This window comes from Actinomadura sp. HBU206391 (assembly GCF_014323665.1).
Lineage (GTDB): Bacteria > Actinomycetota > Actinomycetes > Streptosporangiales > Streptosporangiaceae > Actinomadura_C.
Genome location: NZ_JABVEB010000011.1, coordinates 71,090 through 90,592, shown reverse-complemented (window position 1 = coordinate 90,592; position 19,503 = coordinate 71,090). Strand labels below are relative to the sequence as shown.

The window sequence follows — 19,503 nt, the reverse complement described above, 5'->3', positions numbered from 1 at the left end:
ACCACCGCCACGGCCCGAGCGCTCCTCACCCAACGTAACCGGCGCGCAAGCCACCAAGCACGACGCCGGAAACCTCAGCAACCCGACCGATCACGGCGACGAAGGGCCCCGGATGGCAGCTAAGGCAACGCCGATCAAGCAAGCTAACCCACTCCTGACCATCGGCGAGGTACTCGCCGAACTCCGCGTAGCCCGCAGCACCTTCGACACCTGGCGCATGCTGGGCACCGCCCCGGCGTGCATCAAGCTGCCGAACGGGCAACTCCGCATCTCCCGCAGCGTCTTGGACGTGTGGCTGAACGCACACGTCGAAGCGGCGGAGGTCGCCTGACATGGCCTTCTCTCACGACGTACGCATCTACAGCCTCGCCAAGCGCAAGAACCGCAACCGTGGGCACGGTGTCCGCTGGAACGTCGCCGGCAAGCAGTTCTCCAAGTGGTTCACCCAACACGCCCTCGCCGACAACCACCGATCGAAGCTCATGCAGGCCGCCCGCAAGGGCGAAGGCTTCGACACCGAAACCGGCCTACCCGAATCGACCATGCGCGAGCAGCGATCAGTGACCTGGTTCGATCTCGCCTGTCGCTTCGTGGACCTGAAGTGGCCCCACGCCGCAGCCAAGAGCCGAACCGCCATGGCCGACGCCCTTGCGACCGTGACCCCCGCTATGGTCACCACCACGACAGGAAAGCCTGACGCCACGGTCCTTCGCGCCGCGCTGTACGGCTGGGCCTTCCACAGAGTGCGCCGCGAGTCGACCCAGCTCCGTGGCGAGGAAGCCGCAGCGCTCCGATGGGTGCGTGACAACTCCCTCAAGATCGTCACACTCGATGAAAAGGAACGCCGATCCGAACTCATCCGGCGAGCACTCGACACAATCGCTCTCAAGATGGACGGCAAGCCGGCCGCAGCAACGACCGTGGCCCGCAAGCGAGCCGTGTTCTACAGCGTCCTCAACTACGCCGTCGAACTGGACGTCCTGCCCGCCAACCCCATCAACAAAGTCACCTGGTCAGCGCCAGAGGTCGCCGAGGAGATCGATCGGAGCGTTGTCGCGCGTCCCAGGCAGGTACAGGCTCTCCTCACGGCGATCGACACTGAGCGCCCAGAGCTGACCGCATTCTTCGGCTGCCTCTACTACGCCTACATGCGCCCCGGAGAAGCAAAGTCGCTACGCCGACGGGACTGCGTCGACCTTCCAGACACCGGATGGGGCCATCTCCTGCTGACAGGCAACGCCCCCCGCGTCGGATCCGAATGGAGCGACACCGGATCCAGCCACGAGGAACGCCAGTTGAAGCACCGCGCCCGAAAGATCACACGCCCCGTCCCAATCCCCCCGGAACTCGTCCAGCTCCTACGGAAGCATCTGAGCCGCTTTGGGACCACGCCAGACGGCCACCTGTTCCGAGGCGAGCGCGGTGGCCCGCTCTCCGAGAGCGTCTACGGGCGAGCATGGCAGAAAGCACGCCACAAGACTTTCAGCGCATCACAAGCAGCCTCACCACTCGCAGCACGGCCATACGACCTCCGGCACAGCGGCGTAACGCTCGGACTCAACGCCGGCGTCCCTGCCCCCGAAGTAGCTCGCCGCGCCGGCCACAGCGTCGAGGTCCTCCTACGTGTCTACGCCGGATGCGTCGACGGCCACGAGCAGATCTGGAACAGCCGCATCGATGATGCTATTCAAGATGATGTCCCCAAGGAAGTCAGAGGCTCCCGTACAGCTCCTAAGCCCACCCCGCACTGAGTCCCAGACGCCCGACGATGATCACATCTGACCACGATTTAACGAGCCTAAACGAGATTGGCCCCGACCTATTCTTAGGTCGGGGACCAATCTACGCAGCATTACATCTTTTAGGATTTCACAAGTGTTAGTGGTGCCCGCACCAGATGAGCTTCTCTGCGCTGCCCTTGGATAACTACAGGCGTGAGACCGAACACGGATTCAGTGAGAATCGCTTCGGGAATGTCCAGCTGATCGGCGATCTGCGGGAGAGTAAGCCCCTTAGCGCGTAGCACACGGAAAACCTTTTCCAGGAGTTGCGAGGTTTCCCTCGTCGTTAGACCTCCGGGTTCGGCGGACTTGTAGCCGCGTTTGCCGAGCTCAATACAAGCCTGCCGATAGTTCCAGTCGGTGAGCATTTCAAGGTCGTGCAGTTGGTAGGTGAGGGCAAGCGCGGATACCTTCCAGATCCGCTTACCACGGATAATCTGATCAACGAAGGGCGACTGCGGCATGTGAGCAGAAACGCTGTCGGGCGGCATTAGGAAGTGCCGGGCGAAGGTGTTGGCTTCATCTTCAGCTTGCGGACGGTCGACAGGCCTTTCCTCGCAGTGCAGGACCAAGTGGCCGAGCTCGTGCGCCGCGTCAAAGCGGCTCCGTTCAGGCGTCTTGCCGGTACTCAAGAAGACGAACGGAGTCGAACCTCGATAGAAGGAGAAGGCGTCCACGTCCTGGAAGCTCGGCCCTAGCGAGAACACCCGGACGCCGCGAGCCTCCAACAAGTGGATCATATTGGAGATGGGTGCCTGCCCCAAGCTCCAACGAGCACGGACCATAGCCGCCGCCGTTGCCGGGTCGGGCCTGTCTAGAGTCGGTAGGTCCGGGCTGGGAAGGCGAAGCTGTGCAGTGATCCAGTCATGGAACTCCACGACTAGCTCAGCGGTACCCAGCGCCATATTGCGCTGGTGCGCGCGCATCTTGGATCTAGCGCGGAACGACACTGATTCCGCTGGAATCGGGTCAGTATCCGCACCATGGAAGAAGCCCACGGGGAAGCCCAACGCGTGAGCGAGGCGCTTAATGACGTCGGTAGATGGCTCCTGCCGGCTCTTTTCGTAGTTGGACAAGCTTTGCGCGCTGACGCCCACCAGTGCGGACAACTCCACGTGTGTAAGGCCGTTACGTCGGCGCGCAAGAACGATGCGGGATGGGTTAACCATGATTCCCTCTTGGTGATACAGGCGGGGGGGAATCGGAGTTGTTACCGCTCCTCGACCTGAACGTTGAACTCCTCAGGACCGTCGTCAGTACCCTCGATGTAATCGATCACCCCCTCGAACTCCAGTGGGGGGAGGAAGATCCGAGGCTTCCACGTCGACGGGTACCCTTTCCCGTCAAGCATGACTGCGCGTGAGAGCTCGTTACGCACGATCACCGTACCGTCCTTGCTAAACCGGTACGTCAGCAGGAACCACGTCTCCAGCCGGGCCAATTCCTCGTCACTGAGCTTCGTTTCGGCCGGGTCGGTTGGCAGATCGAACAGTCCGAGCTGCAACTGGTTCTGCTGAACCAGAAGCTTTTTGATTTCGCCAACGGGCCGACGGGTCTTGGGCTGGCGGGTGGGGATGCCTGTCCCGGCGTCTCCCTGCGCTACGCCGATGCCTACCGTCTTGTCGGGGTTGATCACCAACGGCAGGCCGTTGACGTCGTACCGCCTCCAGCCCAGGTCCTTGCGCAGCACCTGCCGTAGCGTCCGCACCCGGAGGAAGTAGTCCCTTGTACCCGGGGCGTTGGCCGGATCATCCCTCGTCGAGGTCCGCCGGTCAGCTTCACCCGCCCTAATCGCATCGTGAAGATGCTTCACCTGTAGACCAGGATCCAGCATCCGAAGCAATACCTGCGGATCTTCCCCCGGCAGCTCTTGGGGCCTTGCTTCCACGTGACCTCCTCGATCTTGCCTCTTATAGAAATGCTCCCACACTTGAGGTCGAGAATCTATAAGTACGGCCATGAGCTAGTTCGCGTGTCGTCCCCACGTTGGCGCTGCACCGAGATCCTTACGGACTACGTCACACCACATGCCAGCTCTCCAGCAAGTGGATCAGAACCGCAGTCAACCGACTCGAACCGATGCGCCGTAGTACCGAACATCAACTCGTCGCATCCACACTCGAAGGTGGCGCCCGCCCGTTCCATAGTGGTTCCACAGACATCCGGCAATCGCAGGGAACGACCGGGAGTAGTCGAGCGCAAACAAGATCGGCCCCTGGCGCGTTTCCGCTGCTCAGGGGCCGTTCTCACAGGTGTGGCGGGTGTTGGGTTCGAACCAACGTAGGCTGAGCCGACGGTTTTACAGACCGTTCCCTTTGGCCGCTCGGGCAACCCGCCGTGGCGTCGCTTGCGTGACGGCACTGGAAAGGATAGCGGACGTGAGCGGTGGTGGTGACATCCGATGGGACGTACCGCCCACCCCTCGGCGATCGAGATCTTTTCGCGACATTCCAAGATCCACTAACCTCGCCCGGGAACACTGAGGCGGGGTCTGGGCGCCTTCCTGACGCGCCGCCGAGGTCCGGCTGGCTAGGGTGGTCGGGTACTGCGCCGGCTACGTGATCGGCCGTGCCGCCACGCGGACGCCCCGCCGAGGGCCGGGCAGCCGTTCCAAGCAGCGAGAAGGGTTTGTGCGTTGGCTGATTCGTCATTCGACATCGTCTCCAAGATCGACCACCAGGAGGTCGACAACGCCCTGAACCAGACGGCCAAGGAGGTCGGCCACCGGTTCGACTTCAAGGGAGTCGGGGCGAGCATCGCCTGGTCCGGGGAGAGCATCGAGATCAAGGCGAACAGCGAGGAGCGCGCGGGCGCCGTCCTCGACGTGTTCAAGGAGAAGCTGATCAAGCGCGGGGTGTCGCTCAAGGTCCTCGACGCGGGCGAGCCCAAGCTCTCCGGCAAGGAGTACCGCCTGGGGATCGCCCTGAAGGAGGGCATCTCCCAGGACGACGCCAAGAAGATCGGCAAGATGATCCGGGATGAGGGCCCCAAGGGGGTACGCGCCCAGATCCAGGGCGACGAACTGCGGGTCAGTTCGAAGAAGAAGGACGACCTGCAGCAGGTCATGGCGCTGCTCAAGGGCAAAGACCTCGACGTCGCCCTGCAGTTCACCAACTATCGCTGACCGGTCCCACCCCGATCACCGTTCTCGGCTCCAGCCCGGCCATCTCACCGGATTCACCTACGGGCTGTCGCTGGCCGGGCGTCCCGACTGGATCTCGAGCAGCCCCGAGCTGTGCATCAGCGTCCGATCCACCGACATCGCCTGGGCAACGGTGGCGGCCGGCTGGACCGCCGAGAGACTGCGCGGCGACTTCCCGTTCCACTATGGGAACACGGTGAAGTTCGGCCCACAGGTGGCGCAGGAATCGGCGATGACGTCCTTCCTCGTCTTCGCGCCGTCCGTCCTCGACCGGGAGAACTTCACCGGCATAGACGTCAGCGCGCCCGGGCACGAGGGGCACAACATCATCCACATCGCCGGCCTGTACCCCGTCCACGACTCCGAACGGGAGTACATCGACGAGCACGGTCTCACCGAGGAATTCTGGAAACAGGGCTGGGATCTCTTCGACGTCACCCGCGCGCCCACCGTGTGACCTCGACGCCGAGGCATGTGAGTCGTCCGGCCGTTCACTACGGCCCGAGTTGTTCCTCCAGTTTGGCCTGCATGATGAGCTCTTCGCGGAGTTGCTCGAAGGTCTCGCACACGAGCGTGCGGGCTAACCCCCGGTATATCTCCTCGCAGGTCAGCTGCCTGAAACGGGTGGCGCACCAGCTGCCCTGACTTCCGTCGCGGCGCCGGGCCCGCCAGACCGCCCAGCCCGTGAACTCCCGCCATTCCGTTCCGCCGACCGACTCGTGTTCAGGGTCGATCCCGTCTGTAGCAAGATGGGCGAAGTGACCGGACGAAGCTTCACCCATGGCGCGATCTCCCTGAATGTAGACCTTTAGGGGGTCTAAAGTTCGCTGTGAGGTGAGCATACGGACACTCCCCGTTGAGGCGCAATAGGGGGGCTAAAGCTGGACCTCGTCAGGAAGGACCCCGTGGATCTGAGAACGCTGCGCGACCTTTCCGCCATCGCCGACCCCATCGAGCGCGCGCGGGCGCTCAGCCGCGCGATGACCGAGCAGCAGGGCCTGACCGAAGAGGCCGCACGGATGCGCCGCGGCGCGATCGCCGAGGCCCGTGAGGCCGGCCACACGCTCGATGAGATCGCCAAGGCCCTCGGCGTCTCCCCCGGCAGGGTGTCCCAGATGCGCAAGGGACCCACCGCCAGGGCGCCGGAGCCTCCGGCCACGAAGGGCGCGCGGGTCATCGTTCAGCGGGCCCTGCCCACCGACCCCGCCACGCGGGCCTCGGTCTCGCTCTTCCTCGTGGAGGCCGAGCGCCAGGGCGTGAGCCCCGGCCGCAAGATGTTGTACGTCGGCCCGGAGCCGGCCAGCGAGCACGTGGCGGCGTGCCTGCGCGTCCAGCCCGGGGACGAGATCATCGCGCGCCGGAAGATGATGACGGCCAACGACGTGCCCGTCCGCATCGCGACGTCGTACTTTCGCGCCGATCTGTTCTCCGGCACCCGCATCGCCGAACCCGAGTTCGTGAAGCCTTCGCTGCAGGCGGCGATCGTCGCGCTCGGCTACGCCTTCGGGCACGCGGAAGAGACGCTGACCTCCCGCCCCGCCACACGTTTCGAGGCCGAGACGCTGGAGCTGGAGCCGGGTGAATGGGTGGTGCAGGTGCTACGCGCGTCCTACTCCACGGAGGGGACCCCGATCCACATCCTGGAGACCATCTGCGCCTCGACCCGGCATATCTTCACCATCGGCCAGGTCGGCGGGATGGACGAGTTCTGACCCGCTGACACCCGAGGCCGCGGCTAGCTGCGGTAGCCGGCCATTCGCTCCAGGCGGGCCACGCGCTCCTCCGTCGAGGGGTGGGTGGAGAAGAGCCGTACGATGCCCTGCCCGCGGAACGGGTTGACGATCATCAGCGAGCTGACCGGGGCCAGCTCGGCGTCAGGGGGCAGCGGCCTCGCGCGCGCCCCGGCATCGATCTTGCGCAGCGCGCTCGCCAGCGCGAGCGGGTCACCGGTGAGCTGGGCGCCGGAGGCGTCCGCCTGGAACTCCCGGGTCCGGCTGATCGCCATCTGGATGATCATGGCAGCGATCGGTCCCAGGAACAGCATGAGCAGCATGCCCAAGATGCCGGGGCCCTCGTCGTCCTCGGACCTGCCGAACGGCAGGAAGATCGCCAGGTGGGAGAGATAGGTGATCACCGTGGCGATGCCCGCGGCGACCGAGGCGATGAGCACGTCGCGGTTGTAGACGTGCGAGAGCTCGTGGCCGAGCACCGCGCGCAGTTCCCGCGGGTCGAGCATCTCCAGGATTCCCCGGGTGCAGCAGACCGCCGCCTTGCGCGGGTTGCGGCCGGTCGCGAACGCGTTGGGCTGCATCGTCTCGGAGACGTACAGCCGGGGCATCGGCTGCCGGGCCGACGTGGACAGTTCCCGCACCACCTGGAAGAGGACCGGCGTCTCGACCTCGCTGACCGGGTGGGCGCGCATGGAGCGCAGCGCCAGCCGGTCGCTGAAGAAGTAGGCGGTGCCGTTGACGACGAGCGCGATCACGAGGGCGATGGTGAGACCTGCGCCCCTGCCCAGTCCCCAGCCCACGAGGAGCATGAGGGCGGAGAGCGCGCCGATCAGCATCGCCGTCTTGACGCCGTTCAATCGCACCGCGGTTGCCTCCCTGACCAGACCATCTCGGGCCTGCGCCCACCAGAGCCGTCACTATGAACAACGGCATGACCTGGTGGCACGTTCCCCGTCAGGTGATCGCGGACACCGTCTGTACGACGATTTGGGGTGCCACGGACAACACCACGGCGCCCGCGGCGGCCGCGCCGATGGCCAGGCCGACGGCCCAGCCCGTACGCAGCGCCGGGCCCTCGGTCTCGGGCGCGGCGAACAGCCGTACGGCCCAGGCCAGGTAGTAGTAAAGGCCGATCACCGTGTTGATCGCCATCACGACGGCCAGCCAGACGACGTCCCCGGCCACGGTGGCCCGGAAGACGACGATCTTGGCGAAGAGGCCCATGACGCCCGGCGGCAGGCCGGCGAGACAGATCAGGAAGAAGGCCAGCGCAGCGGCGGTGGCGGGGTTGGCGCGGGCCAGGCCCCGGTAGTCCGTCAGGAGGTTGCGCGCGTGCCTGCGCGCCACCGCCGCGACGACCGCGAACGCGCCGATGTTCATGACCGCGTACAGCGCGACGTACGCCGCGGTCGCCGCCACCGCGTCGGGCAGCCGCCTGGAGCCGACGGCCAGCGGCGCGAGCATGTAGCCCGACTGCGCCACCGACGACCATGCCAGCAGCCGTACGGCGTGGCGCTGCCGCAGCGCGACGAAGTTGCCGACGGTCATGGTCACCGCGGCCATGACGGCGATCAGCGGTCCCCAGACGTATCCGTACGACGGGAAGCCGATCGCGACGGTGATGACCAGGCCGGCGAAGCCCCCGGCCTTGGAGACCACCGACAGCAGCGCCGCCACCGGCAGCGGCGAGCCCTGGTAGACGTCGGGCGCCCAGAAGTGGAACGGCACCGCGGCGACCTTGAACGCGAACCCGGCGATCACCATGACGACGCCGACCGCCGCGACCGGCTTGAGGTCGGCCGGCGTACGGGCGAGCGCGACGGCGACCCGGTCCAGGTGCATCGCGCCGGTGACGCCGTAGACCAGGCTGATGCCGAAGAGCATCACCGCGGCCGAGATCACCGAGATGAGGAAGAGCTTCAGCGCCGCCTCACTGGCGGCGCCGTCGTAGCGGCGCAGCGCGACGAGTGCGAAGACCGGGAGCGTCAGCGTCTCGAGGGCCACGATCAGCAGCACGAGGTCACGGGCGGCGACCAGCGTGAGCGCCCCGACGAGCGAGCACAGCAGCAGGAAGTAGTACTCGCCTGCGGGCAGTTTCGAGGCGGTGATCTCGTCGAACGACAACAGTACGACGATCACCGCGGCGCCGAGCACGATGACCTGGAAGAGCAGGGCGAAGTCGTCGGCGACGTAGGAGCAGGACGGCGGCCCGTCGCCGCGCAGCCCGGACGGCAGGCAGAACGTCGCCCGCTGCCGTCCGAACGCGAGCGCGATCACCGCGACGAGGCCGGCGAGCAGCGCGCCCGCGCAGCCCAGGCCGAGCAGCCGCCTCGGCACGTCGAAGGAGTCGGCGAGCAGCAGTGCGACGGCGGTCACCGCCACGATCAGCACCGGTGCGATCGCCGCGTAGTCGATGCCCTGAATCATCAGCCGCCTCCCAGAAGTGCGCGTACGGGAGCGGTGGTCAGGTCCAGGAGCAGCTTGGGCCAGAGCCCGATGGCGATCGTCAGAGCGATCAAGGGCACCCAGGCCGCGTACTCGTGCCGGGTCACCGCGGGCACCACCGATTCGTCGTCCGTGAGCACCATCCGGTGGTCGTCCCGGGCCGGGCCGTGCGTGATCTTGGCGAGCATCCGGAGGAAGTACGCGGCGGTGAGCACGGCGCCGAGACCGCCGAAGACCATGAACGTCACGAAGGTCTCGCGGGGCAGGCCGCCGTCCGGCCGGTAGGCGCCGAGCAGCGCGAGCATCTCGCCCCAGAACCCGGCGAGGCCGGGCAGCCCGAGGCTGGCGACGCACGCGAACGTGAGGATCGACGCCAGGCGCGGCGCCCTGGCGAGCATGCCGCCGCCCAGCTCGTCCAGGTCGCCGGTGCCGTACCGCTCCTTGATCGCGCCCGCGAGGAAGAACAGCAGCCCGGTGATGAGGCCATGCGCGATGTTGCCGAACAGCGCGGCGTTCACCCCGACCGGGGTGAGGGTGGCGATGCCGAGCAGCACGAACCCCATGTGGCCGACGGACGAGAACGCGATCATCCGCTTGAGGTCGCGCTGGGCCAGGCAGGCCAGCGCGCCGTAGATGATCCCGATGACGGCCAGCAGGCCGAGCCAGGGCGCCCAGAACTCCGCACCCTCGGGCGCCAGCGGCAGCGCGAGCCGTACGAGGCCGTACGTGCCCATCTTCAGCAGCACGCCGGCGAGCAGCACCGAGCCGACGGTGGGCGCCTCGGTGTGCGCGTCGGGCAGCCAGGTGTGCAGCGGCCACATCGGCGCCTTGACCGCCAGGCCCAGCCCGATCAGCAGGAACGCGGTGATCTGGAGGCCGCGCGACAGTCCCGCGCCGTGCCGGGCCGCGAGCTCGACCATGTCGAGGGTGCCCGCGTTGACCCCGACCAGGAGCAGCCCCACGAGCAGCACGCCCGAGCCGAGCAGCGTGTAGAGGATGAACTTGTACGCCGCGGCGCGGCGGCGCGCGCCGCCCCAGACCGCGATCACGACGTACATCGGGATCAGCACGACCTCGAAGAACACGAAGAACAGCACCAGGTCGAGGGCGACGAAGGTGCCGAGCATGCCGACTTCGAGCACGAGCAGCAGGGCGGTGAGCAGCGCCGGTGATCCGCCGCCGGACGCCGGGTGCCTCAGCAGATAGAGGAAGCACAGGAAGGTCAGCAGCGCGGTGAGCACCACCAGCGGCAGCGAGATCCCGTCGACACCGAGGTGGAACCGCAGGCCGATCGCCGGCGCCCAGGCCCGGTCGACCTCGAGCTGCATCCCGGGCCGCCCGTGGTCGAAGGCCAGTGCGGCGGCCAGCGCCAGCACCAGCGTGATCCCCGACACCACGGTGCCGTGCAGCCGGGCGCTCTGCAGGGACGGCATGAGCATCAGCAGCGCTCCGGCGAGCGGCACCGCCAGCATCGCGAGCAGAATCATACGAGGATCACCACCGCGAGCACGATGACCACCATGCCGGCGAGCAGGCCGGTCAGGTAGGTCTGCGGATTGCCGTTCTGCGGCCGCCGGAGCAACCCGCCGATCGAGCGCGCCAGGTCGGCCGAACGCTCGACCGCCCGGTCGATGACCCGGTCGTCGACGCTCACCACGGCGTGGGCGAGCGCGCGTACGGGTGCGACCACCGCCCGCGCGTAGATCTCGTCGACGAAGAACGCCCGCTCGAACGTCACCCGGGCCGGGCCGAGCACCCGGGCCGGATCGCGGGCGGGGTCGCGCCTCCAGATCGCGTACGCGCCGTAGCCGCCGGCCGCGGCGAGCAGCAGCGACAGCGCGGCGGAGCCGAAGTGCGGCTGCAGCTCGGGGGCCCCGAGGCCGAAGAATCCGAGGACGGCCGAGGGAACGGCCAGGGCCGCGACCGGCCACGACATCAGGCGCGGCGCCTCCCGCGGGTTGAACCGTGAGCGCGCCTCGCCGAAGAAGGTCATCAGCCAGGCGCGCGTGGCGTAGGCGGCCGTCACGGCGACGGTCGCCAGCAGCGTCAGCAACACGACCGAGGCGACCGCGCCCGGGATGCCGCTCTCGTCGTGCAGCGCGGCCTCGATGATGGCGTCCTTGCTGAAGAACCCGCTGACCGGCGGGAGGCCGACGAGCGCGGCGAAGCCGATGGTCATGGACCAGAAGGTGATCGGCATGGCCTCGCGCAGGCCTCCGTGGTCGCGGAGCATGTTGGTACCGGTGACGTAGATCACGCAGCCCGCCGCGAGGAACAGCAGGGCCTTGAAGGCGCCGTGGGTGAGCAGGTGGAAGACCGCGCCGTTGCGGGTGCCGACCGCCAGCCCGGCCGCCATATAGGCCAGCTGGCTGATCGTGGAGTAGGCGAGGACCCGTTTGAGGTCCGCCTGCGCCAGCGCGGCCAGCGCGGCGCCCAGCATCGAGATCGCGGCCATGACGCCGAGCACGGCGAGGGCGGTCGGCGCGGCCAGGAAGGCCGGGTAGAGCCGGGCCACGACGTAGATCCCGGCCGCGACCATCGTGGCCGCGTGGATGAGCGCGCTGATCGGAGTGGGGCCGGCCATCGCGTCCGGCAGCCAGGTGTGCAGGGGGAACTGCGCGCTCTTGCCCGCCACCCCGGCGAGCAGCAGCAGCGTCCCGGCGAGCACGGTCGCGTCGGGCAGATCGCCGACCCGCCGGAGCACCTCGTCGATCTGGAAGCTCCCCGCGCCGACGCCGAGCACGAAGATCCCGAACAGGAAGCCGACGTCACCGGTCCGGGTGACCAGGAACGCCTTGACCGCGGCCCGTGAGTTGGCCCGGTCCTCCCAGTGGTGGCCGATCAGGAAGTACGAGCAGACGCCCATGACCTCCCAGCCGACGTAGAGCAGCAGGAGGTCGCCGGCGAACACGACGAGCAGCATCGCCGCGGTGAACAGCGAGACGAACGCGGCGTACGACGAGTAGCGCGGGTCGCTCGCCAGATAGACGACGGAGTAGACCTGCACCGCGAGGGCGACGCAGCAGACCATGAGGGCCACCACGGCGGCCAGCCCGTCGACCTGGAGCCCGACGGCGATCGGCAGCGTCCCGGTGGGGATGAGGGTGAGCGTGCCCTCGCGCGGGCCCGGGTCGAGCCAGAGCGTGACCGCCACGATGAGGGCGAGCAGGGTCGCGAGCGCCGTCGCCCCGGCCGCGATGACCGCCGGGCCGTTGCGCAGCGACCGGGGGCCCGGGACACGGCGGGCCTCCAGCACGCGGGACAGCCGGGGGGCGAGCAGCATGCCGGCGATCGCGGCGACGAACGGCAGCAGCACCGTCAGAGCGGCCAGAGCGGTCACTGGGGCGCCCTCCGCGGAGAGACCGCCGCGTGATCGCGTTCGGTGGCCTGCGCCTTTTCGCCCCGGCCGTCGCCGGGGCCGCCGTCGCCGGCCGGGTCGAGCGGCGGATCGGCGTCCGACTCGGCGAGGGTGCGGAGCCGGTCGACGTCGATGGTCTCGCGGTTCCGGAAGACCAGCAGGACGATCGCCAGCCCCAGCCCCACCTCGGCGGCGGCGATCACGATCGTGAAGAGGGTCAGCACCTGGCCGCCGTGCAGCCGGTCCCGCAGCCACACGTCGAACGTGACCAGGTTGAGGTTGACCGAGTTCAGCATGAGCTCGACCGACATGAGGACGAGGATCGCGTTGCGCCGGGCCAGCACCCCGTACACGCCGATGGAGAACAGCAGCGCGGCGACGATCAGCGGGTAGACGACGTGCATCAGCCGTCGCCCTCCCGGTGTGCCCCGATGTCGGATCTGGACAGGACGATGGCGCCGATCAGCGCGGCGAGCAAGAGCACGGAGAGGACCTCGAAGGGCAGCACCCAGGTGCGGAACACGCCGGAGCCCAGCGCCTCGGCCGATCCACCACCCGGCTTCAGCGGCACGTAGGCGGCGTGGAATCCCTGGACGACCACGGTCACGAGCAGCGCGGCGGTCGCCACCGCGACGGCGAGCGCGAGCCGGCGGTTGCCCGAGTCGAGGTCGGCGGAGCGGCCGATCGGGGCGCGGGTCAGCATGATCCCGAACAGCAGGAGCACCACGACCGCGCCGACGTAGATGAGCACCTGCACCCAGGCGACGAACTCGGCGGTCAGCACCAGATAGCAGCCGGCCAGCGCGCCCAGCGTCACCACGAGCCAGAGCGCCGCGTGCACCATCTGCCGCGTCGTGACCACCAGCAGCGCAGCGCCCACGGTCACGACGCCGAGGGGCACGAAGACGATCTCTTGGCCGGTCACCTCTGGCTCCTCGTCGGGTCGTGCGCCGTCACGGACGTCACCGTCGCGGGCATCACCGTCCCGCGCCTCGCTCGGCGGCGGCCACTTCCTTGGGGGTCTCCGCTCCAGGGTCGTGGGCGGGCGGCGGCGGGACCGTCCACATCCACTCGCGCAGCCGGTCCTTCTCGTGGGTGAGCTCGGCGATGTCGTACTCGGCGTACTCGAACTCCGGCGACCAGAACAGCGCGTCGAAGGGGCACACCTCGATACAGATCCCGCAGTACATGCAGAGCGAGAAGTCGATCGCGAACCGGTCGAGCACGTTGCGGGTGCGCGCCCGGCCGCCGCCCTCGGCGGGCAGCGTCTCCTTGTGGGAGTCGATGTAGATGCACCAGTCCGGGCATTCCCGGGCGCACAGCATGCAGACGGTGCAGTTCTCCTCGAACAGCGCGATGACGCCCCTGCTGCGCGGGGGCAGGTCAGGCTGCGCGTCGGGGTACTGACGCGTGATCGAGCGGCGGGTCATCGTCCGCAATGTGACGGCGAGCCCCTTGGCCAGACCGCCTCCTGGTAGCCGTGTCACGAAACACCATGATTCCCTACGCGGCGCCCCATGGGAACGCGGGAGCCCCCTTCAGCCGTCTCGTATATATGAACATCGGGCCGAACCACGCTTACCATCCACATATGGCATGGTCGGCTCCACAGCCCCCAGGACGCCCGCAGCCTCCGCACGGGTGGAAACCCACGCACCCTGAGCCACTCCACCGCCCGCCGATGGTCCCCCTGTACCGGCCGCCGCCCATGGTGCCGCCGAGCGGGTCCCAGGGTCTGCTTTGGGCGTTCGTCCCGTTCCTGACCTTCGGCTTCGGCACTCCGTACTCCTTCCTCTACGTCGCGGTGAAGCAGCGCTCCTGGCGGCTCGGCGGCACCGCGGCCGCGTACGGCGTCGGCTCCGCGATGACCATGGCCCTCATGGGCTCCGGGCTCGCCTCCCTCGGGGCGCTGGGAGCAGCGCTCCTGACCATCTTGTGGATCACCGGTACCGTCCACGCGTTCACCGTGCGACCGTCGATCTTCCCGCGCACGAACCCGCGAGACCGGCTCAACCAGCACGCCATCGACGTCGCCAAGCACCGGCGGACGCTGCGCGAGCAGGCCCGCGCGCTCATCGCCGAAGATCCCGCGCTGGCGGTCGAACTGCGCATCGGCCGGCCCGACCTGCCACGCGCCTACGACGACGGCGGACTGGTCGACGTCAACCACGTGCCCAAACCGACGCTGGGGCTGCTGCCCGGCATCACCGAGGAACTCGCCGAGCGGATCGTGAACGTACGGAAGGAGCAGGGCGGTTTCGTATCGGTCGAGGAACTCGCCGTCGACGCCGATCTACCCCCGGATCTGATCCAGGGCATCGCGGAGTACGCCGTCTTCCTCCGCTGACACCGCCGGAACAGGGCACGCCGGAACGAACACCGCCGGAACGGTCAGCTCGTGATCATCACCTTGACGACCCCGGTCAGCGCGAGCTGCGCGAGGGCCAGCGGGACCAGGAAGCCCCAGGCGAGCTTCTGCAGCTGATCCTCACGCATCCGGGGATAGCTCACCCTCAGCCAGATCACCACGAAGGCCAGGGCCAGCACCTTGGTGAGCGTCCACAACCAGCCGAGATCCGCGCTCATGAACGGCCCGTTCCAGCCGCCGAGGAACAGCACCGTGGTGAGGGCGCACAGCACGACGATGCCCGCGTACTCCGCCAGCAGGAACAGCGCGAAGCGCAGGCCCCCGTACTCGGTGTACGGCCCGAAGATGATCTCGGAATCGGCGACCGGCATGTCGAACGGCGGACGGCGCAACTCGGCCAGGCCCGCCACGAAGAAGACCACGCCGCCGATCGCCTGCCAGGGCAGCCACCACCAGCGCCACTCGTCGACGATCCCGCTGAGCGAGAGCGTGCCCGCCGCCATCGCCACCGACGAGGCCGCGAACACCATCGGCAGCTCGTACGACATCAGCTGCGCGGCCACCCGCATCCCGCCGATCAGCGAGTACTTGTTCGCGCTCGCCCAGCCGGCCATGATCGCGCCGATCACGCCGATGCCCATCACCGCGAGCGCGAAGAACAGCCCGATGCCGAGGTCGAGTGCCACCTGCCCCGCGCCGACCGGGATCACCGCGAGCACCACCAGGTACGGCACCAGCGCCACCCCGGGTGCGATCATGAAGATCCGCCGGTCGGCGTCCCGCGGGATGACGTCCTCTTTCTGGGCGAACTTCACGCCGTCGGCCACGAGCTGTGCCCAGCCGTGGAAGCCGCCCGCGTACATCGGGCCGAGCCGCCCCTGCATGTGCGCCATGACCTTGTGCTCGGCCTGGCCGACCAGCAGCGGCAGCAGCGCGAAGGCGCCGAGCACGAGCAGAATCTTGATCGCGATCTCCGCCAGCTCACTGCCCATGCCCGGGGTTCCCTCCTCGGTCACGATCCCTGCCCGCACGCGGACGCGGCTCGACCGCACGCGGACCGGTCGCCTGTGGCCCCCAGTCCTCAGGGACGCCGGGCGGGAGCATGCGCCGGCGGCTGGGCGCGCCGCCCGCGCCCTCGCCCGGTTCCTTGGCGCCGGGCCACGGCTTGGCCACCCTGGCGGCCAGCACGAAGTCCTTGCGCAGCGGGTGGCCCTCGAACCCGTCGGGCAGCAGCAGCGGCTTCAGATCGGGATGGCCGTCGAAGACGATCCCGAACATCTCGAACGTCTCCCGCTCATGCCAGTTCGCGCCGCGGTAGACGGCCGTCGCGGTCGGCAGCAGCGGCTCCTCACGCGGCACGCGGGTGCGGATCAGCACGTGATGCCGGTGCTCCAGCGAGAAGACGTGCGCGACGACGTCGAACCCCTCGTCCAGTTCGTCGACGCCGGTCAGCCAGTCGAAGAAGCCGCAGCCGAGCTCGTCACGCGCGAAGGTCAGCGCCGCGACCCACGATCCGGGCGGTACGTCGACGGTCAGCTCGCCGAGTGCCTCGGTGGTGACGGCGTCGCCCTCGAACCGCTCCGCCCAGGCGGCACCGAGGTTCACCGCCTGTCCTCGTCGTCGTCATCGCGCAGGCCGGGGATGATGGTCGGATCGGTCGGCGCGCCGTCGTCGGAAGGGCCGAGCCGCTTGACGCGGTCGGAGAACGACGTCCGGCCCTTGTCGTCGACGATCCGCAGTTCGTCGGTCGGGCTCCGGTCCACGGCCTGGAACTCCTCGGTGTTCGTCCGGTCGACCGCCATCAGGTCCCGCGCCTCGGAGTCCTCCAGGGCCGGCTTCGCCCGGATCCCGGGCTCGCGCACGAGCGGCAGCTCCCAGGTCCGCGTCGTGGACGCCTCGGCGGCCTCGGAGATCTCGGTGGTGTCGGAACCCGCTGTGGTGTCGGAGATGTCGCGGGTGTCGGAGGTCTCGGCGTTCTCGGCGTTCTCGGCGGCGTCGGGCTCCTTGCGCTCCGTGGAGCCCCGAGCGGCCTCCATCGCCACGGTCCTCCGGGTCTCCCCGGTGTCCCCGGTTCCCGTTACCCCGGGCTCCTCGGTGCCGACCATGCCGAGCGCCTGCGTCGGCTGCTCGGACTCCTCGAGCACCTCGGGCACGGGTTGCAGGGGGCGGCGCAGGACGGTGGCCGACATGGGCGCGGACGCAGGGGCCGCCGTCACCGGCTCGCCGCCGCCCTTGTACCGCTGCCCCAGCGACTCGGCCGCGATCTTCTCCTGGAGCCGGATGATGCCGTGCAGCAGCGCCTCCGGGCGCGGCGGGCAGCCCGGCACGTACACGTCCACCGGGATGATCTGGTCGACGCCCTTGGTGACGCAGTAGGAGTCCCAGTAGGGACCGCCGCAGTTGGAGCAGGCTCCGAAGGAGATGACGTACTTCGGCTCCGGCATCTGCTCGTACAGGCGCTTGACCGCGGGCGCCATCTTGTCGCTGACCGTGCCTGACACGACCATCAGATCGGCCTGCCGCGGCCCCGGCGCGAACGGGATCACGCCCAGCCTGATGAAGTCGTGCCGGCTCATCGAGGTGGCGATGAACTCGATCGCGCAGCAGGCCAGGCCGAAGTTGAAGACCCACAGGGAGTAGCGCCGTCCCCAGTTGAGCACGAACTTCACCGGCTTCGGCGCGCCTCTCGAGAGCGGACCGACGCGCGGCTCGGGCAGATCCGTCAGACCCACGTCAGAACGCCCTTCCTCCACGCGTACAGGAGCCCGGTCGCGAGGAAGCCGAGGAACAGGAACATCTCGGCCAGCGTCACCATGCCGTAGCCCGGCGCGGCGAACACGGTGGCCCACGGAAAGAGGAAGACCGCGTCGACGGCGAAGACGACGTACAGGTACGCGAAGACGTAGTAGCGGACGTAGGACTGCGCCCAGCCCTCGCCGACGGGGTCCACGCCGCACTCGTAGGTGGTCAGCTTCTCCGCCGTCGGGACGTGGGGACGCAGCATCCGATTGGCCATCAGCGCGCCACCGACGATTCCGCCGCCGATCAGAAACAGCACCCCGACGACCACGTACGAGCCGAAGTAGCCCTGCACACCAGCCTCCTGAAGCCGTTCAACCCCAACGTATCGCGCAAGCGGGCGGGGACAGCGGCTCCGGCATGCCGAATGCGTCATATGTGGTGGCCGAGCGGTGATTAAGACGACATAATTCCTGTCCGACTACGTCCTGCTATGTGGACGTTGCGGCGTTCATGGGAGGGCGCACCGGATGAGCGGTGACGGCGGATGGGGGCCTGGATCTCAGGGTCAGGACTGGACCCCGGGCTGGGCGCCACCAGGGCAACCGGTTCCGGGACAGCCCGGATCGGGGCAGCCCGGACCCGGCTATGGGCAGCCCGGGCCGGGTTTCGGTCAGCCCCTGCCCGGACAGCCTGGACCGGGGCAGCCTGGACCGGGGCAGCCCGGGCCCGGATTCGGTCAGCCCGGTCAGGGCTACGGCCAGCCCGGCATGCCGGGCATGCCGGGCATGCCACCGTCTCAGCCGTTCCCGCCCTCGCCTCCGCCGCCCTCGTCCAACACCGGGCTGCTCATCACGCTGATCGCCGGTGGCGGTTTCGTGGTCATCGTGCTCGTCGTGGTGGTCCTGGCCGCGAGCGGCGCCTTCTCCGGTGGCGGCGGCAAGAAGCCCGCCAAGAGCGACTCGCCCACCGACAAGCTCGCGGCGGCCGCGCAGCGGCTCACCACGGCGCGCGGACTGAACCTGCGCGGCACCGTGAGCTCGGGCAGTGACAAACTCAACGGCGACTTCAAGATCACCAGCAGCGGATGGGTCACCGGTAACGTGACCTGGAACGGCGAGACCGCGCAAGTGATCATGCCGGGCGACGCGGTGTACGTGAAGGCCGGTTGGGACTTCTGGCGCACCGAGGGCAACGTTTCCAACAAGGCGACCTGGATCGGCAGCTCGCGCTGGGGGAAGCTGAGCTACTCCTCGCTGAGCTCGACCGTCAAGTCGGACATGACGCCGTCGGCGATCGCGTCGGATCTGCGCAACGTCTCCCGTTACAGCGTCAAGAGCACCGTGAGCACCACGGTGCAGGGCGTTCCGGCACTCAAGATCAGCACCTATGGCGATGTGTTCTACGTCTCGGCCGACGACTCGCCCCGGCTGCTGCGGCTGGAGACCGACTACCCGCAGACCGCCGTCGACGTCACCGAGGTGACCAGCGGCCAAGGCGACGCCGTCACCGAGCTGCGCAGCCGGATCAACGCGCTGAAGGACTCCTTCGACCCGTCGCGGAGCACCCGGGTCGACAAGATCAGCTGGGGCAGCTGCACGACCTCCGGGTGCACCGTCCACTCGAAAGTCTGGTCCACACGGAGCGGATCCACCTCCGTGCGCGTCACAGTCTTTGTACGCATCACGGCCAACGACAAGAACGGTCGAAAGCTCGGCGAATGCAGCAATTCAGGCACGGTGACGTCGCTCAGTTCCATCAATGTCACCTGCCGGGTCAAGAGCGCGGCGTGGACGAGCTTCCGTGGCGGCACCGGCCTGCGCCGCTGGTGGGGCCGCGCAGAGGCCATGGCGAGTGGCGCGACCAGCACCGAGATCCAGACGATGCTGAGCGGTCTCAACAGCGTCTGAAAGCCCGCGCTGACACGGGCGAACACCTGC

19 protein-coding genes, 1 tRNA gene and 2 pseudogenes are annotated in these 19,503 nt (G+C 68.3%); 7 read left to right on the top strand and 15 right to left on the bottom strand.

Going from position 1 to position 19,503, the window contains the following annotated elements; all coding sequences use genetic code 11:
* Nucleotides 1-331 (top strand): helix-turn-helix transcriptional regulator (locus tag HKK72_RS07540; protein ID WP_261986621.1); only part of this gene is annotated, 331 nt, incomplete at its 5' end.
* Between the two features lies 1 nt (nucleotide 332).
* The gene (locus HKK72_RS07535; protein WP_187233520.1) at nucleotides 333-1,751 is read left to right on the top strand and encodes a tyrosine-type recombinase/integrase; all 1,419 of its coding nucleotides are present in this window, start codon (nucleotides 333-335) and stop codon (nucleotides 1,749-1,751) included.
* A 110-nt stretch (nucleotides 1,752-1,861) separates the two neighbouring features.
* On the opposite strand, the gene HKK72_RS07530 is transcribed toward HKK72_RS07535, so the two are convergent.
* The 3 genes from HKK72_RS07530 to HKK72_RS07520 form a co-directional block, all read right to left on the bottom strand.
* A complete protein-coding gene (locus HKK72_RS07530) occupies nucleotides 1,862-2,950 on the bottom strand; it encodes a helix-turn-helix domain-containing protein (RefSeq protein WP_187233519.1) in 1,089 nt (362 codons plus the stop codon).
* Nucleotides 2,951-2,991: 41 nt separating this feature from the next.
* On the bottom strand, nucleotides 2,992-3,669 hold the full coding sequence (locus HKK72_RS07525; protein ID WP_187233518.1) for a hypothetical protein: 678 nt from the start codon (nucleotides 3,667-3,669) through the stop codon (nucleotides 2,992-2,994).
* 367 nt (nucleotides 3,670-4,036) lie between these two features.
* A tRNA-Tyr gene (locus HKK72_RS07520) sits at nucleotides 4,037-4,118 on the bottom strand.
* A 298-nt stretch (nucleotides 4,119-4,416) separates the two neighbouring features.
* On the opposite strand from HKK72_RS07520, the gene HKK72_RS07515 reads away from it, so the two are divergent.
* Both HKK72_RS07515 and HKK72_RS07510 read left to right on the top strand, forming a co-directional pair.
* Nucleotides 4,417-4,905, top strand: a complete 489-nt coding sequence (locus tag HKK72_RS07515; protein ID WP_187233517.1) for a YajQ family cyclic di-GMP-binding protein — start codon at nucleotides 4,417-4,419, stop codon at nucleotides 4,903-4,905.
* The gene (locus HKK72_RS07510) at nucleotides 4,898-5,380 is read left to right on the top strand and encodes a suppressor of fused domain protein (protein WP_315987133.1); all 483 of its coding nucleotides are present in this window, start codon (nucleotides 4,898-4,900) and stop codon (nucleotides 5,378-5,380) included. Before HKK72_RS07515 ends, HKK72_RS07510 begins: the two co-directional genes overlap by 8 nt.
* 37 nt (nucleotides 5,381-5,417) lie before the next feature.
* On the opposite strand, the gene HKK72_RS07505 is transcribed toward HKK72_RS07510, so the two are convergent.
* Nucleotides 5,418-5,705, bottom strand: coding sequence for a hypothetical protein (locus tag HKK72_RS07505; protein WP_187233516.1), 288 nt, complete (start codon nucleotides 5,703-5,705; stop codon nucleotides 5,418-5,420).
* A gap of 123 nt (nucleotides 5,706-5,828) precedes the next feature.
* Here HKK72_RS07505 and HKK72_RS07500 point away from each other — a divergent pair, with 123 nt between their 5' ends.
* The gene (locus HKK72_RS07500; RefSeq protein WP_187233515.1) at nucleotides 5,829-6,635 is read left to right on the top strand and encodes a GntR family transcriptional regulator; all 807 of its coding nucleotides are present in this window, start codon (nucleotides 5,829-5,831) and stop codon (nucleotides 6,633-6,635) included.
* A 23-nt stretch (nucleotides 6,636-6,658) separates the two neighbouring features.
* On the opposite strand, the gene htpX is transcribed toward HKK72_RS07500, so the two are convergent.
* From htpX to HKK72_RS07465, 7 genes and pseudogenes are all read right to left on the bottom strand, one after another.
* Nucleotides 6,659-7,516 carry a zinc metalloprotease HtpX gene (gene htpX, locus HKK72_RS07495; protein ID WP_187233514.1) on the bottom strand — a complete coding sequence of 286 codons (858 nt, stop codon included), beginning with the start codon at nucleotides 7,514-7,516 and terminating at the stop codon, nucleotides 6,659-6,661.
* Nucleotides 7,517-7,607: 91 nt separating this feature from the next.
* Nucleotides 7,608-9,080 (bottom strand): NADH-quinone oxidoreductase subunit N, encoded by a 1,473-nt coding sequence (locus HKK72_RS07490; protein ID WP_187233513.1) that lies wholly within the window; start codon nucleotides 9,078-9,080, stop codon nucleotides 7,608-7,610.
* Complete coding sequence (locus HKK72_RS07485; RefSeq protein WP_187233512.1) at nucleotides 9,080-10,585, bottom strand: NuoM family protein; 1,506 nt, start codon at nucleotides 10,583-10,585, stop codon at nucleotides 9,080-9,082. The genes HKK72_RS07490 and HKK72_RS07485 overlap by 1 nt, the downstream gene beginning before the upstream one ends.
* Nucleotides 10,582-12,438: an NADH-quinone oxidoreductase subunit L gene (locus HKK72_RS07480; protein WP_315987132.1), complete on the bottom strand. Its 1,857-nt coding sequence runs from the start codon at nucleotides 12,436-12,438 to the stop codon at nucleotides 10,582-10,584. Before HKK72_RS07480 ends, HKK72_RS07485 begins: the two co-directional genes overlap by 4 nt.
* Nucleotides 12,439-12,563: 125 nt before the next feature.
* Nucleotides 12,564-12,860 (bottom strand): annotated as a pseudogene (gene nuoK / locus HKK72_RS07475) (NADH-quinone oxidoreductase subunit NuoK); the annotation flags it as partial.
* The gene (locus HKK72_RS07470; RefSeq protein ID WP_187233510.1) at nucleotides 12,860-13,381 is read right to left on the bottom strand and encodes an NADH-quinone oxidoreductase subunit J; all 522 of its coding nucleotides are present in this window, start codon (nucleotides 13,379-13,381) and stop codon (nucleotides 12,860-12,862) included. The pseudogene nuoK and the gene HKK72_RS07470, both read right to left, overlap by 1 nt.
* A 52-nt stretch (nucleotides 13,382-13,433) precedes the next feature.
* A complete protein-coding gene (locus tag HKK72_RS07465; protein WP_187233509.1) occupies nucleotides 13,434-13,943 on the bottom strand; it encodes a NuoI/complex I 23 kDa subunit family protein in 510 nt (169 codons plus the stop codon).
* A gap of 194 nt (nucleotides 13,944-14,137) precedes the next feature.
* On the opposite strand from HKK72_RS07465, the gene HKK72_RS07460 reads away from it, so the two are divergent.
* On the top strand, nucleotides 14,138-14,803 hold the full coding sequence (locus HKK72_RS07460) for a ComEA family DNA-binding protein (RefSeq protein WP_187233508.1): 666 nt from the start codon (nucleotides 14,138-14,140) through the stop codon (nucleotides 14,801-14,803).
* A 44-nt stretch (nucleotides 14,804-14,847) separates the two neighbouring features.
* Here HKK72_RS07460 and nuoH read toward each other — a convergent pair whose 3' ends face one another.
* The 4 genes and pseudogenes from nuoH to HKK72_RS07440 form a co-directional block, all read right to left on the bottom strand.
* On the bottom strand, nucleotides 14,848-15,816 hold the full coding sequence (gene nuoH, locus HKK72_RS07455) for an NADH-quinone oxidoreductase subunit NuoH (RefSeq protein ID WP_187233532.1): 969 nt from the start codon (nucleotides 15,814-15,816) through the stop codon (nucleotides 14,848-14,850).
* On the bottom strand, nucleotides 15,806-16,429 hold the full coding sequence (locus HKK72_RS07450) for an NADH-quinone oxidoreductase subunit C (RefSeq protein WP_187233507.1): 624 nt from the start codon (nucleotides 16,427-16,429) through the stop codon (nucleotides 15,806-15,808). Before HKK72_RS07450 ends, nuoH begins: the two co-directional genes overlap by 11 nt.
* 644 nt (nucleotides 16,430-17,073) lie before the next feature.
* A pseudogene (locus tag HKK72_RS42680) lies at nucleotides 17,074-17,493 on the bottom strand (NADH-quinone oxidoreductase subunit B); the annotation flags it as partial.
* A 53-nt stretch (nucleotides 17,494-17,546) separates the two neighbouring features.
* The gene (locus HKK72_RS07440) at nucleotides 17,547-17,918 is read right to left on the bottom strand and encodes an NADH-quinone oxidoreductase subunit A (protein ID WP_315987130.1); all 372 of its coding nucleotides are present in this window, start codon (nucleotides 17,916-17,918) and stop codon (nucleotides 17,547-17,549) included.
* 433 nt (nucleotides 17,919-18,351) lie between these two features.
* Between HKK72_RS07440 and HKK72_RS07435 the strand changes: the two genes are divergently transcribed.
* Nucleotides 18,352-19,473 (top strand): hypothetical protein, encoded by a 1,122-nt coding sequence (locus HKK72_RS07435; protein WP_187233505.1) that lies wholly within the window; start codon nucleotides 18,352-18,354, stop codon nucleotides 19,471-19,473.
* Nucleotides 19,474-19,503 lie beyond the last annotated feature (30 nt).

Bases quoted from the DNA above. Each gene is read 5' to 3' on its own strand.
- HKK72_RS07530 (WP_187233519.1), bottom strand. From the start codon at position 2,950: ATGGTTAACCCATCCCGCATCGTTCTTGCGCGCCGACGTAACGGCCTT.
- HKK72_RS07485 (WP_187233512.1), bottom strand. From the start codon at position 10,585: ATGATTCTGCTCGCGATGCTGGCGGTGCCGCTCGCCGGAGCGCTGCTG.
- HKK72_RS07435 (WP_187233505.1), top strand. From the start codon at position 18,352: ATGCCACCGTCTCAGCCGTTCCCGCCCTCGCCTCCGCCGCCCTCGTCC.
- HKK72_RS07490 (WP_187233513.1), bottom strand. From the start codon at position 9,080: ATGATTCAGGGCATCGACTACGCGGCGATCGCACCGGTGCTGATCGTG.
- HKK72_RS07460 (WP_187233508.1), top strand. From the start codon at position 14,138: ATGGTCCCCCTGTACCGGCCGCCGCCCATGGTGCCGCCGAGCGGGTCC.
- HKK72_RS07505 (WP_187233516.1), bottom strand. From the start codon at position 5,705: ATGGGTGAAGCTTCGTCCGGTCACTTCGCCCATCTTGCTACAGACGGG.
- HKK72_RS07535 (WP_187233520.1), top strand. From the start codon at position 333: ATGGCCTTCTCTCACGACGTACGCATCTACAGCCTCGCCAAGCGCAAG.
- nuoH (WP_187233532.1), bottom strand. From the start codon at position 15,816: ATGGGCAGTGAGCTGGCGGAGATCGCGATCAAGATTCTGCTCGTGCTC.